This is a genomic window from Yoonia sp. (genome assembly GCF_036007805.1).
Classification (GTDB): domain Bacteria; phylum Pseudomonadota; class Alphaproteobacteria; order Rhodobacterales; family Rhodobacteraceae; genus Yoonia.
The window spans coordinates 1-12807 of record NZ_DASYOK010000239.1 but is presented as its reverse complement, the minus strand read 5'-3'; the positions used below and the strand labels follow the sequence as shown (position 1 = coordinate 12807).

Below are 12807 nucleotides of genomic sequence, written 5' to 3'. Positions count from 1 at the left end.
CCCGTACCCCGCAGCCCGATCTGGAACACCTTGTTGGCGGTAATCAGCCCTTCCTCATAGGCGCGGCGAAACACCGTACCATGGGTCTCGCGCTCGCCGAACATTTCGTCGTTCACATCGGCATGGGCGTCCACATGCACGAGCGCCACAGGCCCGTGTTTCGCCGCCACTGCACGCAGCACAGGCAGGGTCAGCGTATGATCACCGCCCAGCGTCATCGGGATGACGTCATGCTTTAGGTGTGCGTTGTAACTCTCTGTAATAATGCGAATACTCTCACTCAATGAGAACGTATTGATCGCCACATCCCCAAGGTCCGCACATTGCAGCGCATCAAAGGGGGCCGCGCCTGTCTGGATGTTGTAAGGGCGGATCATCGCCGATTGCTCGCGCAATTGCTTGGGCCCCGTGCGTGTGCCCGACCGCCATGACGTGCCAATATCCATCGGGATGCCGATAAACCCCACATCAAGGCCGCTTGCGCTGGCCGCCTCGGGCAGACGCATAAAGGTTTGCGGCCCGGAAAACCGCGCCAGATCATTTCCCGAAATCGGTTGGTTTGGCATCATTTTTTCCTTTTGTTCCAGAGTGAAAGACAGCAAAGCTCCATCGCCACATGCGCCCCTGCAATCGCAGTGGCGCCTGTGGTATCATAAGGCGGCGACACCTCGACAATATCGCCCCCCACCATATTGATCCCCGCCAGATCCCGCAGGATCGCGGCAGCCTGCCAGGATGCAAGACCACCCCAGACAGGTGTACCGGTGCCCGGCGCAAAGGCCGGATCAAGTGCGTCGATGTCAAAGGTCACATAGGTCGGTTGATCGCCCACCCGCGCCCTGATCTCTTCGGCCACCCAAGCGCTGCCCTTTTCGTGGCACGTGCGGGCGTCAATATATGGCATCCCGAGATAGTCTGCGCATTCCGTCCGAATCCCGATCTGGATCGACCGCGTCACATCCACCAAACCCAGCTTCACGGCCTTATACATCATCGTGCCGTGATCAATGCGGGCCATATCGTCATCAGGCCAAAGATCGGAATGGGCATCAAATTGTACCACCGACATCTGACCGTATTTTTCAGCGTAAGCACGCAGGATCGGTAAGGTGATAAAGTGATCACCGCCCAAAGTCACCGTGCCACAGCCCTGTGCCAATATCCCTGCGATATGCGCCTCAACCAAAGCAGGCACACCGGCCACATTGGCATAATCAAAGGCCATATCGCCATAGTCCGCGATGGCAAATTCCCCCAGCGGATCAAACCCGTCCCACCCGTAAGGCGGGTCATAGGGTTGCAGGCTTGACGCCTCGCGGATCGCGCGCGGTCCAAACCGCGTGCCGGGGCGATGGGTGACGGCCTGATCGAACGGCACACCCGTGACCGCCAGATCAAAGCCCGTCAGATCCTTGGTGTACATCCTGCGCAAGAACGACGTGGCCCCACCAAAAGCGTTCTCATAGGCCAATCCGCGCCGGTCGGTGGCCGTAAACGCCCCGTCCACCGCCTCTTTCGCTTTATCAAGTGTCACCGCGCCACCTCATTTTCCATGTCCAATCAAACTTCCGCCGGAGGCTCCGGCCCCCGCACCGCACGCCTCAGGCCCCTGCCAAAGCCCGCTCGACCAACCGCGCGAAATAGGACGCCCCCACAGGGGCCGCCTCATCGGCAAAATCATATTTGGGGTGATGCAAACCCGCGCTGTCGCCGTTACCGACATAAACATAGGCCCCGGGGCGTTTTTCAAGGAAATACGAAAAATCCTCTGCCCCCATGTCATATTGGCGGGCATCATCTACATCCGGCGAGATTTCCCGCGCGACAGCGGCGGCAAAGGCGGTCTTTTCAGGGTCATTGATCGTCGCAGGATAGCCGCGTTCGTAAATCACCTCGGCCTGCACACCGTAAGCCGCCGCATGGCCCGCCACGATCTCGGTCAGCCGCTTTTCCACCATGTCCTGCACCGATTTTGCCATCGTGCGGACTGTGCCGTTGATATAGGCTTTCTCGGGCACGATGTTATCGGCTGATCCCGTATGAATTTGCGTGACCGAGACGACCAGATCCTCGAAAGGCACATGGTTGCGGCTCACAATCGTCTGGATCGCATTGACCATCCCCACAGCCGCAACCACCGGATCGGCGGTTTCATAAGGGTAGGCCCCGTGCCCGCCTCTCCCTGTGATATGAATATGGAAGCTATCGACAGCGGCCATAATCGGCCCCGGCGTGGTGTAGAAGGCCCCCACCGCATCGCCCGGGCCACTATGCAGGGCATAGACCTCGGTGATATCAAACCGCTCAAGAATACCTTCCCTGACCATGACCTCGCCGCCCCCGCCATTCTCTTCGGCAGGCTGGAAGATCAGCGCAACGCGCCCCGCGAAATTGCGCGTTTCCGCCAGATAACGAGCGGCCCCCAACAGCATCGTGGTATGCCCGTCATGGCCGCAGGCATGCATCCTGCCCGCCACCTTCGAGGCATAGGCCAACCCCGTTTCCTCCTGCATGGGCAGCGCATCCATGTCGGCGCGCAAGCCAATCGTTGGCCCCGCAGCCTTGCCATTGATAATCGCCACCACACCAGTCGTCGCGATCCCCTCGTGGATCTCGTCCACCCCAAAGCTGCGCAGCTTTTCAACCACAAAGGCCGCCGTTTCATGGCATTCAAACCCCAACTCGGGATACTGGTGCAGATGCCTGCGCCACGCGGTCATATCCTCCGCAAAATCGGCGATACGGTTAATCACTGGCATGTCTGGTGCTCCGGCAAATCTGCTCTTACGGTGCCACTTGACCCCAACAAGAGGCCCTGTGCAATGCCCGATGACACCCTGATCCATGATCCCGACGGCGGAATGCCGCGTCTGCTGGAAATCATGCGCCGCCTGCGTGATCCCGCGACGGGCTGCCCATGGGATATCGAACAGGATTTCACCTCGATCGCGCCCTACACGATTGAGGAAGCCTATGAGGTCGCCGACGCCATCGCCCGCGCTGATTGGGCCGAGCTTGAAGGCGAATTGGGCGATCTGTTGCTGCAAACCGTCTATCACACGCAGATGGGGTCAGAGGCGGGGCATTTCACCTTTGACAGCGTGGTCAAAGCGATTGCCGACAAGATGGTCGCGCGCCACCCGCATGTTTTCGGCGACGAATCCCGCGATAAATCCGCAGAACAACAAACCGCCGACTGGGAAAAGATCAAAGCAGCCGAACGTGCAGGCAAAGCGCAGACGCGCACGCTGGACGGTGTCGCCATAGGCCTGCCTGCGCTGACCCGCGCCGTGAAACTGCAAAAACGTGCAGCCCGTGTGGGGTTTGACTGGCCCGACACAAACCACGTGATTGACAAGATCATCGAGGAAGCAGGTGAGCTGGTCGAGGCGCGTGATACGCTCAGCCGCACAGAGGTCGAAGAAGAATTCGGCGATCTGCTGTTTGTGGTGGCCAATCTGGCCCGTCATCTTGATATCGACCCCGAAATGGCCCTGCGCGCCACCAACGCCAAATTCACGCGGCGGTTCGCGGCGGTGGAAGATGCATTGAAAGCAATGGGCAAGACACCCGCTGACAGTAATCTGGCCGAAATGGATGCGCTTTGGGATCAGGTCAAAGCTGCCGAGAAACGGGCGAAAACCTAGCCCGCCTTTTCTTCCAGCATCAACCATTCCTCTTCGGCATCCTGCAACGCGGACTGTCGCGCGACCAATGCGTCAGTGGCTTTTTGAAACTTCACAGGCTGCTTGGTGAACAACTCTGGATCAGCCAGTAACTCCTCAAGCTTTGCGATCTCGGCGGTCAGCTTGTCGATGACGCCTGGCAGTTCTTCGAGACGGTGCTTTTCGGTGAACGACAGCCCCGCGCTGGCCTTCTTCGGCGTTTCTTTTTCCTTCTTGGCCAAAGGCTTGCTGGCCTGCTTGGCCTCGGTGAAATCACCACCACGTTGCGCGCGATAATCCGTCCAGCCGCCCGCATAGACCACCGCCTCGCCATTGCCTTCCATGGCAATCGTCGTGGTTGCCACACGGTCGAGAAAGTCACGGTCGTGACTGACGAGAAGTACCGTGCCTTCGTAATCGCCCAGGATATCCTGCAACAGATCAAGCGTCTCGATATCCAGATCGTTGGTCGGTTCGTCGAGGATCAGCAGATTGCTTTCCCGCGCCATCAGCCGCGCCAGCAAGAGCCGCGCCTTTTCACCACCTGACAATGACCGCACAGGCGCGCGCGCTTGTGCTTCGTTGAACAGGAATTCCTTGAGGTAACCCACCACATGTTTGGGCGTGCCACGCACCATGATCTGGTCAGATTTGCCTGAAACCCCCAATTCGGGGTCATTGGCCAGATTTTCCCACAGCGTCATATCTTCGTTCAGCGCCGCACGCGTTTGATCAAACACCGCGATATCAAGGTTGGTGCCCAGCTTGATCGACCCTGCGTCCGGTTCCACTTGCCCCAGCAACATCTTGATCAGCGTGGTTTTACCCACGCCATTCGGCCCCACAAAGGCAATCCGGTCGCCGCGTTGCACCGTCAGATCGAAATTGCGCACGATGTTTTTGCCGTCAAAAGCTTTGCTTAACCCGAAAGCCTCAACCACTTTTTTGCCAGAGGTCGACCCACCATCAAAAGCCATCGCTGCCGTACCTTGCCGTGTGATCTGGGCGGCACGTTCGGCGCGCAGTTCCTGCAAGGCCCGCACGCGGCCCTGGTTGCGCTTGCGGCGGGCGGAAATGCCTTCCACCGCCCAACGCGCCTCGGCCTTGATCTTGCGGTTCAGCTTATGGCGCTGCTGGTCTTCTTCTTCCCAGATCTTGTCGCGCCATGCCTCGAAATTCTCGAATCCCTCTTCGGCACGGCGCACCTGCCCGCGATCAATCCAGAGCGTCGCACGTGTCAACGCGCGCAGAAACGCACGGTCGTGGCTGATCAGTACAAAACCGGCTCGGGTGGTTTTGAGTTCATTTTCAAGCCAGGCAATTGCTTCGATATCAAGGTGGTTTGTCGGCTCGTCCAGCAGCATCAATTCGGGCGCTTCGGCCATCAGCTTGGCCAGCGCGGCGCGTCTGCGCTCTCCGCCCGATGCCGTGTTCACATCACCCGCAGGATCGAATTTCAGCCCCTCGGCCACCATGTCAACCTTATAGGCCTCATCAATGTCCAGCCCGCTGGCGGCATAATCTCCAAGTGTCGCAAAACCCGCCATCGTGGGGTCCTGCTCCATATAGCCCACCTGCACACCGGGGGCAGCAACGCGCGCACCGCTGTCAGGCAGGACCAACCCAGCCATGACTTTCATCAAGGTCGATTTGCCCGACCCGTTGCGCCCCACCAGCGCCACACGGTCACCGGGTTGGACGACCAATGACAGGTCTTCGAATATAGGATCGCCGCCGAAGGTCAGCGCGATTTCAGAGAGTTGGAGTAAGGGTGCTCTTGCCATATCCGCCTGCTATGGCAGAGATGCAGTCTGCGCAAGGGCTCTCAGTGCAGCGGCACGTGCAGGCGGCACCGACGCGACCTCAAGACAGGTAAAAACATGCAAGGTTTGCATGTGCCGGTCGATCACCGCGTGGTCGCAGACCCAGCCGCCCATCGCCAGATAAGTGCGTAAAAGCGGCGGCATCGGAATGGCGCCTTCAGGCGGGATATCGGCAAAGCGCACAACCTCGGCGGCCTTTGGTCGCGGGCGCAGGGTGTCGGGCCCCAAATGCCGTGCCGCAAGCCGTTGAAAGGCCTGCCCGTATGGCACAGGATCGGTGCCTGCAAAACTGGTACAGCCGAAAAGAAACGCGATACCGCGCGCATCCACCAAACCCGTGAACGCCCCCCACGCAACGCGCAGAACATCGGCGTCACGCGCATCAGCGGCAATACAAAAGCGGCCAACCTCAATCATCGGGGCGTCGCAGGTCGCAAGGCCGGACAGGTCATAACACCCCGCTGCATAGCACTTGCCGATCTCGGCCCCTGACGCGATTTCAAGCAGGCGTGCGGTTGCCACCAGTCGGCCCGCCTGATCCTCGACCATCACATGGCCGCAGATCGGATCATAGGCATCGCGGTCCTGCCCCGCGCCGCCAAAAAAGCACTGATGCCGCAGGCGTTGACAGGCAATGAGATCAGCATCGGTTCTGGCCAACCGTGCCGCATAGCGTCCGTCCTGAAACGAAATTGTCATCTTGGCCTACCTTGGCGAACTGCCGTTGCAGACCTAAGTTAACGATAGAAGTTACGAAAGGAACGGGGAAACCATGGACAAAGTCGTCAAATCTGATGCCGAATGGCGCGCGCAACTTTCGGATATGGCCTATAAGGTCACGCGCAAGCATGGCACGGAACGCGCCGGCACGCATGAGGATTTCCCGAAAGAACCGGGCACTTACATGTGCGTTTGCTGTGGTGCGCCGCTCTTTGAACAGTCGGCCAAATTCGAAAGCGGCACAGGCTGGCCTTCGTTCTATCAACCCATTGATTCCGAAATGGTGGGCGAGAGCGTCGACCGCAGCTTTTTCATGAAGCGCACAGAGGTGCATTGTAACCGCTGCGACGCGCATCTGGGCCATGTGTTCCCCGACGGACCACAGCCGACCGGTCTGCGCTATTGCATCAACGGGGTCGCGCTGGAATTTGAACCTGAAGAATAGGCACTTGCGGGCACCGTTTCCTTGGTCCGCTCCTTGCCTTACGGCTCGTCACCCAAGAACTGACCGGCATCAATCCGGCCAAACGATCCCAACAGCTGGCTCAGGAAGGTAACGTCGTTGATGCCATCCTCCGTGACCCGACGGTCAAGCACCACCACGCGGCCATCTTCGAGCGTGTAGCGCGAAATGTTGCGCACGCGGTCGCCCGCGTCAAAATCAATCGCCAAAACCTGCCGGTCCACCTCTTCTGGTGCGAAGGGTCCGAAAACTTCGAACTGGCTGGAGGCATAGTAGATCGTGTTGTTCTGCAAGGCGCGGTCAGACACAGGCGGGCCGAAAAGGGCGATCACCTCGTCCTTGGTTGTGCTGCCGACATTCACTGTCGCAAGCTCTTCTGCAGGCGGGATGAAGCCGTGATAGCGATCCATCGGGCTACAGCCGGCCACGATTGCAAACACAGACACGAATCCTGCGGCCTTGATTGTTTTGCGCAGTTTACCTGTCATCGCACTCATACCTGTCGCCTCTTGCCTTGGCGCCGTGCGCCTTTTATCCCCGATACAGTACACCCCGCCCCTGTTCAAGAATCGAAAGCAGTTATGACCAACATACCCATGTCACATCTGCGTTTGGCTGATCTGGCAACGCGCAAACCAACACCCTTTGAACTGGTGCCGACGCCACAGGAACGCGCGGCGATTGCAGAGGAACTCGGCATTGTCGGGATCAAGAAACTGCGCTTTGCAGGGACATTGACACCGCATGACCGCAAAGACTGGGTTTTGAAGGCTGAACTGGGTGCTACAGTGGTGCAATCCTGCGTCGTCACGCTTGATCCTGTCACCACGCGGATTGATGAACCGCTTGTGCGGCATTACTTGGCCGAACTGCCCGAGATTGAAGCGACCGAGATCGAAATGCCGGTGGACGACACGGTTGAGGCATTGCCCGAAACGCTTGACCTTGCGCAGGTGATGATCGAGGCGCTGGCGCTGGCTTTGCCGCTTTATCCGCGTAAAGAGGATGCCGCGTTAACTGATGCCGTTTTCACCGAACCGGGCGAAACCCCGATGACTGACGATGATGCCAAGCCCTTTGCAGGCCTTGGTGCTTTGCGGGAAAGTCTTGAAAAGAAAGAAGAAAAATAGTGCTGCTGCCTTTGGCGAAAAAGGGTTGCACTATAGAGGAATCGCAGTATGTTCGCGGCCTCTTTGACATCGTGTCTCGACAGGGCGGCCGCAATGGCGTAGGACCCCGCGCAGACGCACAGAAATCAGGGCCGCGGCCCTTTAAACCATAGGGTTGAGACATGGCTGTCCAGCAGAATAAAGTATCCAAATCCCGTCGCAACAACCGGCGTGCACACGACTCTCTCGTAGCGGCGAACCCGAACGAGTGTGACAACTGTGGCGAGCTGAAGCGCCCACACCACGTATGCCCTTCCTGTGGCCACTATGCGACACGCGAAGTGATCGCAAACACCACGGAAATCGATCTCGAAGACGACGCTGCATAACGTCACGCAAAGGCAAAGTAGCATGACAACACCCCAGACGGACACCGCTCCGACGCCGGGGCATGCTGCCAGCCAAGTGCTTTCCGTTGACGCCATGGGCGGCGACAAAGGGCCTGCAACTGTTGTTGCGGGCCTTGCCAAGTTTCTGGGCAAGCAACCCGGCGCTTTGGCCATTTTGCACGGGCCTATGCAAGAGCTGACCCCACTTGTCGACAAGCACGGTATCGCTGATCGCGTGACGATCCATGATGCCGCTGACGTGGTGATGATGACCGACAAGCCCAGCCATGTTCTGCGCCATGGTAAAAACACCTCCATGTGGTCGGCGATCGAGGCTGTACGCAACCGTGAAGCCGCCGTTGCGGTCAGTTGCGGCAACACAGGCGGTCTGATGGCGATGTCCATGCTGCGCTTGCGCAAGGCCGAGGGCGTCAATCGCCCCGCCATCGCCTGCCTGTGGCCGTCACGCAATCCATCTGGGTTCAATGTGATGCTGGATGCGGGTGCGGACATCCGCGCCGACCAGGACGACCTTTTAACTTATGCACTCATGGGGGCCTCCTACGCGCGCAATGGTCTGGATATCGCGCGTCCGCGCGTGGGGCTTTTGAATGTCGGCACCGAAGAGCACAAAGGCCGCGCCGAGTTGAAGGTTGCCCATGAACTTATTGGGAACGCTGCAATAATTGGCGATTTTGACTATGTTGGATTCGTCGAAGGCGGTGATCTGCCTTCGGACAAAGTTGACGTGGTTGTCACCGACGGGTTCACCGGCAACGTCGCTTTGAAAACAGGTGAAGGCACCGCCACGCTGATCAGTGATCTGCTGCGCAGTGCCTTGATGAAAAACCCGTGGTCTATGTTTGGCGCATTGCTCGCGGGTGGTTCTTTGCGTCGACTGCGCAAACGGATTGATCCCCGGCGCGTGAATGGCGGCGTTTTTCTGGGACTCAACCAGACGGTGATCAAAAGCCATGGCTCTGCGGATGAAACGGGTGTTGCGGCGGCCCTGCACCTTGCCTACCGGCTCGCAGAGAGCGGTTTTTCAGATAAACTCGCGGCAAGGGTTGCGTCCGCTGCGTCGCTTGCCCAAGATGCCAGCACGGCAAGCGGAACCGACGGTTCCAAGACAAAAACGGGCAAATAAAAATGGTGCGTCGCGCAGTGGTTAAAGGGGTTGGTCATTACCTGCCCGAACGCGTGGTTCTGAACGCTGAATTCGAAGCGACACTCGATACTTCGGACGAATGGATAAAAACCCGTTCCGGGATTGAACGCCGCCATTTCGCCGCCGAAGGCGAAACCACATCCGATCTTGCAATCAAAGCCGCCAAGGCGGCACTTGCCATGGCGGATATGGACGGGAACGATATCGACGCCATCGTTCTGGCCACATCAACCGCTGATCTGACATTCCCCTCGGCCGCCACAATGGTGCAAAACGCCATTGGCAACACAAAGGGCTATGCCTTTGATGTCCAAGCGGTTTGTGCCGGATTTGTTTATGCCTTGTCCAACGCCAATGCGCTGATTGTCTCGGGTCAGGCAGACCGTGTCCTTGTGATCGGGGCCGAAACCTTCAGCAGGATCATGGACTGGACCGACCGCGCGACCTGTGTGCTTTTCGGGGATGGTGCGGGTGCGCTGATCCTTGAGGCCGAGGAAGGGACCGGTGACACCACCGATCGCGGGATCCTGTCGGTGGATCTGAATTCCGACGGGCGCTATAAAGACCTGCTCTATGTCGACGGCGGCGTATCGACGCAGAACTCGGGCATGTTGCGGATGAAAGGCAGCGAGCTTTTCAGACATGCAGTCGAGAAACTGGCGCAAACGGCCGATACCGCGCTGGAAAAGGTAGGCCTTGGTGCTGATGACATCGACTGGGTCGTGCCGCATCAGGCGAATATCCGGATCATCCAGTCCACCGCGAAAAAGCTGGGGGTGGGCATGGACCGGGTGATCGTGACTGTGCAGGACCACGGCAATACCTCCGCTGCATCGATTCCCCTTGCCCTTTCGGTTGGGGTGCAGAACGGACAAATCAAACAGGGTGATCTGCTTGTGACCGAGGCAATTGGCGGCGGATTGGCCTGGGGTGCGGTCATCATCCGCTGGTAAAGGCCGGAAACACGCTGTTCACTGTGCTTGCCAAGCCGTTGTTATTGACTCTGAAAATACGCTGGGCCTATGCTCTTTGAAATTGTGAGGGGTTCAGACGATGGCCGACAAGACTTTGACGCGAATGGATTTGGCAGATGCAGTGCACAGTCAGGTCGGACTTTCGCGCAACGACAGCGCTGATCTGGTTGAGAGCGTCCTGACACATGTGTCTGACAGCCTTGTTAACGGTGAAACAGTCAAGATTTCCTCATTCGGGACATTCTCGGTCCGCGATAAAGCGGCCCGCGTTGGTCGCAATCCCAAAACGGGCGAAGAGGTGCCGATCCACCCTCGCCGTGTTTTGACATTCCGCCCCTCGCATCTGATGAAAGATCGCGTGGCAGACGGAAACAAGCGCTAGGTCATGGCCAAAGCCAAAGACGCTTTCCGCACGATCAGTGAAGTCGCTGAATGGTTGGACACGCCCACACATGTGCTGCGGTTTTGGGAAAGCAAGTTCAGTCAGATCAAGCCTGTCAAAGGGGCCGGTGGCCGCCGATATTACCGCCCTGCGGATATGGAACTGCTCGGCGGGATCAAACAGCTTCTGCATGTTGATGGCCTGACGATCAAAGGCACGCAAAAACTGCTGCGTGAAAAAGGCGTGAAATATGTTGCGAGCCTCGGGCCGTCGATGACGGCACAGGCGGACGCAGCCGAAGATGCGGCGCAAATTGACGTCGCACCAACGCCAGCACCGGTGACAGCTCCGCCAGCGCCGGCAGAGCCCATACCTGCGCCAGCACAAGACGCCCTGTCCGTGGCGCCGACGACACCGGCGTTTACCATCGACCTGCCGTTGCCCCCAACAACCCTGCCCGCCGCCATGCCGCGGCTGATCGGGCGCGCGCCGGCCGATTCAAACGCGCTGCGGGCTCGTGCCGCACAGATCGCCCCATTGCTCGCGCGGCTGGAAGACATTCGTGCACGGATGCATGGCTAAGAGATGTTTTTCGGGCTTGCCCTTGGATCAGTTTGGGGTATGAACGCCCACAGTCGGGCTATAGCGCAGCCTGGTAGCGCGTCCGTCTGGGGGACGGAAGGTCGCAGGTTCGAGTCCTGCTAGCCCGACCAATCATAACCGCCCGTCTGTGTGCAAGCACGGCGGGCGTTTTGGTATCAAGAGGGAAGACGACATGACAAAGGCTGGTGTCCTCGCCGACCATCAAATCCGCGATATGATCGCATCCGGTGACATCACGGCCAACACCCCGATCGCGCCCGGCCAAATCCAGCCCGCCTCGCTTGATCTGCGTCTGGGCAGCACAGCTTACCGCGTACGTGCGTCGTTTCTGGCAGGGCGGCAACGCACTGTGAAAGATCGCCTTGGCGACTTTCAGATGCATGCTGTGGACCTGACCGGCGGTGCCGTACTGGAGAAAGGCTGCGTCTACGTCGTCCCCCTGATGGAGCGTTTGCGCCTGCCCAAAGGCATGACTGGTGCGGCCAGTGCAAAATCCTCGATCGGGCGGCTGGATCTTCTGACACGCATCATCACCGATTACGGTGTCGAATTCGACCGCGTGCCAGAGGGCTATGACGGGCCGCTTTACGTGGAAATCTGCCCCCGTTCTTTTTCCGTCGTAGCCCAGCCCGGGCAGATGCTGAACCAGATCATCTTCCGGCAGGGCAAGACCCTGATGTCAGACGATGATCTGCGCGCCCTTCACGCGCAAACACCCATCGTTTCGGGCGAGCCTGTCATCTCGGATGGCTTGGGCTTTTCGGTCGACCTGCGGCCCGAGAGCGGCACCTTGGTCGGCTACCGTGCCAAACCGCATACGGGTGTCGTGGATCTGGCGAAACTGAACCACTATGACCCGACCGAGTTTTGGGAAGAGGTGCATACCAAGGACGGCTGGATCATCCTTGACCCCGGTGCCTTCTATATTCTGGTCAGCCGCGAGGCGATTGTGATCCCGCCGATGCAGGCCGCCGAAATGGCGCCTTATCTGGCGATGGTCGGAGAGTTCCGCGTGCATTACGCGGGGTTCTTCGATCCCGGTTTCGGCTATGCCGAGGCAGGTGGCGCAGGCTCGCGCGGTGTGCTGGAGGTGCGCTGTCACGAAGCGCCATTTGTACTGGAACATGGGCAGGTCGTGGGCCGGCTGGTTTACGAGCACATGTCAGCTCTGCCAGCCGCGCTTTACGGGCGCGACATCAAATCGAACTATCAGGGACAGGGCCTGAAACTCTCCAAGCACTTTCAATCAAAGTAATACGCAGTCCCGGACCTCATCCGGGACCTCGTGCTAGCGCATAAACCGCCGTGCGGCATTGAGCCCGCGTTGCGCCTTTTGCGCGGTCTGCTGTGCGTTCTTGGCCTGCGCGCGTTCTTCCGGTGTCATGTCCTCGGGTCGCTTGCCTTTGTTCGCCATCAGCGCCATGCCTTTGCTCATGCCTTTGCGCATCAAAATCCGCATGCCCATATTGATCAATTGATTCACGTTCATCTGCGTCTCCCTATCTCTGCGC

The 12807-nt window shown here is 58.8% G+C and carries 16 protein-coding genes and 1 tRNA gene; 10 read left to right on the top strand and 7 right to left on the bottom strand.

Annotated features, from left to right (window positions below; all coding sequences use genetic code 11):
* The 3 genes from VGP75_RS13155 to VGP75_RS13145 all read right to left on the bottom strand — a co-directional run.
* Positions 1-566, bottom strand: a 566-nt coding sequence (locus tag VGP75_RS13155) for an arginase family protein (protein WP_327544106.1), incomplete at its 3' end; no start/stop codon positions are given.
* The gene (gene speB, locus VGP75_RS13150) at positions 566-1534 is read right to left on the bottom strand and encodes an agmatinase (protein ID WP_327544105.1); all 969 of its coding nucleotides are present in this window, start codon (positions 1532-1534) and stop codon (positions 566-568) included. The genes speB and VGP75_RS13155, both read right to left, overlap by 1 nt.
* A 67-nt stretch (positions 1535-1601) precedes the next feature.
* Positions 1602-2759: a M20 aminoacylase family protein gene (locus VGP75_RS13145; protein ID WP_327544104.1), complete on the bottom strand. Its 1158-nt coding sequence runs from the start codon at positions 2757-2759 to the stop codon at positions 1602-1604.
* Positions 2760-2822: 63 nt separating this feature from the next.
* Between VGP75_RS13145 and mazG the strand changes: the two genes are divergently transcribed.
* The gene (gene mazG / locus VGP75_RS13140; RefSeq protein WP_327544103.1) at positions 2823-3647 is read left to right on the top strand and encodes a nucleoside triphosphate pyrophosphohydrolase; all 825 of its coding nucleotides are present in this window, start codon (positions 2823-2825) and stop codon (positions 3645-3647) included.
* Here mazG and VGP75_RS13135 read toward each other — a convergent pair.
* Together VGP75_RS13135 and VGP75_RS13130 are read right to left on the bottom strand one after the other, a co-directional pair.
* Positions 3644-5449, bottom strand: coding sequence for an ABC-F family ATP-binding cassette domain-containing protein (locus VGP75_RS13135; RefSeq protein ID WP_327544102.1), 1806 nt, complete (start codon positions 5447-5449; stop codon positions 3644-3646). The two genes, mazG and VGP75_RS13135, sit on opposite strands and share 4 nt — an antisense overlap.
* A gap of 9 nt (positions 5450-5458) precedes the next feature.
* Positions 5459-6187: a GNAT family N-acetyltransferase gene (locus VGP75_RS13130; RefSeq protein WP_327544101.1), complete on the bottom strand. Its 729-nt coding sequence runs from the start codon at positions 6185-6187 to the stop codon at positions 5459-5461.
* Between the two features lie 73 nt (positions 6188-6260).
* Between VGP75_RS13130 and msrB the strand changes: the two genes are divergently transcribed.
* A complete protein-coding gene (msrB, locus tag VGP75_RS13125; protein ID WP_327544100.1) occupies positions 6261-6653 on the top strand; it encodes a peptide-methionine (R)-S-oxide reductase MsrB in 393 nt (130 codons plus the stop codon).
* A 38-nt stretch (positions 6654-6691) separates the two neighbouring features.
* On the opposite strand, the gene VGP75_RS13120 is transcribed toward msrB, so the two are convergent.
* A complete protein-coding gene (locus VGP75_RS13120) occupies positions 6692-7168 on the bottom strand; it encodes an outer membrane protein assembly factor BamE (protein ID WP_327544099.1) in 477 nt (158 codons plus the stop codon).
* 84 nt (positions 7169-7252) lie between these two features.
* On the opposite strand from VGP75_RS13120, the gene VGP75_RS13115 reads away from it, so the two are divergent.
* The 8 genes from VGP75_RS13115 (at position 7253) to VGP75_RS13080 (ending at position 12551) form a co-directional block, all read left to right on the top strand.
* Positions 7253-7801 carry a YceD family protein gene (locus VGP75_RS13115; protein WP_327544098.1) on the top strand — a complete coding sequence of 183 codons (549 nt, stop codon included), beginning with the start codon at positions 7253-7255 and terminating at the stop codon, positions 7799-7801.
* A 161-nt stretch (positions 7802-7962) separates the two neighbouring features.
* Positions 7963-8169 (top strand): 50S ribosomal protein L32, encoded by a 207-nt coding sequence (rpmF, locus tag VGP75_RS13110; RefSeq protein ID WP_327544097.1) that lies wholly within the window; start codon positions 7963-7965, stop codon positions 8167-8169.
* Between the two features lie 22 nt (positions 8170-8191).
* A complete protein-coding gene (gene plsX, locus VGP75_RS13105; protein WP_327544096.1) occupies positions 8192-9316 on the top strand; it encodes a phosphate acyltransferase PlsX in 1125 nt (374 codons plus the stop codon).
* A gap of 2 nt (positions 9317-9318) precedes the next feature.
* Positions 9319-10290 (top strand): beta-ketoacyl-ACP synthase III, encoded by a 972-nt coding sequence (locus tag VGP75_RS13100; RefSeq protein WP_327544095.1) that lies wholly within the window; start codon positions 9319-9321, stop codon positions 10288-10290.
* Positions 10291-10390: 100 nt separating this feature from the next.
* Positions 10391-10693, top strand: coding sequence for an integration host factor subunit alpha (gene ihfA / locus VGP75_RS13095; RefSeq protein WP_110278644.1), 303 nt, complete (start codon positions 10391-10393; stop codon positions 10691-10693).
* Between the two features lie 3 nt (positions 10694-10696).
* The gene (locus VGP75_RS13090) at positions 10697-11275 is read left to right on the top strand and encodes a MerR family transcriptional regulator (RefSeq protein WP_327544094.1); all 579 of its coding nucleotides are present in this window, start codon (positions 10697-10699) and stop codon (positions 11273-11275) included.
* A 54-nt stretch (positions 11276-11329) separates the two neighbouring features.
* Positions 11330-11406, top strand: a tRNA-Pro gene (locus VGP75_RS13085).
* A 62-nt stretch (positions 11407-11468) separates the two neighbouring features.
* Positions 11469-12551, top strand: coding sequence for a 2'-deoxycytidine 5'-triphosphate deaminase (locus VGP75_RS13080; protein ID WP_327544093.1), 1083 nt, complete (start codon positions 11469-11471; stop codon positions 12549-12551).
* A gap of 33 nt (positions 12552-12584) precedes the next feature.
* Here the strand turns inward: VGP75_RS13080 and VGP75_RS13075 are convergent, their stop codons facing one another.
* On the bottom strand, positions 12585-12785 hold the full coding sequence (locus VGP75_RS13075; protein WP_327544092.1) for a hypothetical protein: 201 nt from the start codon (positions 12783-12785) through the stop codon (positions 12585-12587).
* Positions 12786-12807: the final 22 nt, after the last annotated feature.

What these genes read in the sequence shown, in the direction of transcription:
- rpmF (WP_327544097.1), top strand. Translation starts at nt 7,963, where the DNA reads ATGGCTGTCCAGCAGAATAAAGTATCCAAATCCCGTCGCAACAACCGG.
- msrB (WP_327544100.1), top strand. Translation starts at nt 6,261, where the DNA reads ATGGACAAAGTCGTCAAATCTGATGCCGAATGGCGCGCGCAACTTTCG.
- VGP75_RS13075 (WP_327544092.1), bottom strand. Translation starts at nt 12,785, where the DNA reads ATGAACGTGAATCAATTGATCAATATGGGCATGCGGATTTTGATGCGC.
- VGP75_RS13130 (WP_327544101.1), bottom strand. Translation starts at nt 6,187, where the DNA reads ATGACAATTTCGTTTCAGGACGGACGCTATGCGGCACGGTTGGCCAGA.
- plsX (WP_327544096.1), top strand. Translation starts at nt 8,192, where the DNA reads ATGACAACACCCCAGACGGACACCGCTCCGACGCCGGGGCATGCTGCC.
- VGP75_RS13120 (WP_327544099.1), bottom strand. Translation starts at nt 7,168, where the DNA reads ATGAGTGCGATGACAGGTAAACTGCGCAAAACAATCAAGGCCGCAGGA.
- VGP75_RS13100 (WP_327544095.1), top strand. Translation starts at nt 9,319, where the DNA reads ATGGTGCGTCGCGCAGTGGTTAAAGGGGTTGGTCATTACCTGCCCGAA.
- VGP75_RS13135 (WP_327544102.1), bottom strand. Translation starts at nt 5,449, where the DNA reads ATGGCAAGAGCACCCTTACTCCAACTCTCTGAAATCGCGCTGACCTTC.
- VGP75_RS13115 (WP_327544098.1), top strand. Translation starts at nt 7,253, where the DNA reads ATGACCAACATACCCATGTCACATCTGCGTTTGGCTGATCTGGCAACG.
- VGP75_RS13090 (WP_327544094.1), top strand. Translation starts at nt 10,697, where the DNA reads ATGGCCAAAGCCAAAGACGCTTTCCGCACGATCAGTGAAGTCGCTGAA.
- VGP75_RS13080 (WP_327544093.1), top strand. Translation starts at nt 11,469, where the DNA reads ATGACAAAGGCTGGTGTCCTCGCCGACCATCAAATCCGCGATATGATC.
- VGP75_RS13145 (WP_327544104.1), bottom strand. Translation starts at nt 2,759, where the DNA reads ATGCCAGTGATTAACCGTATCGCCGATTTTGCGGAGGATATGACCGCG.
- ihfA (WP_110278644.1), top strand. Translation starts at nt 10,391, where the DNA reads ATGGCCGACAAGACTTTGACGCGAATGGATTTGGCAGATGCAGTGCAC.
- mazG (WP_327544103.1), top strand. Translation starts at nt 2,823, where the DNA reads ATGCCCGATGACACCCTGATCCATGATCCCGACGGCGGAATGCCGCGT.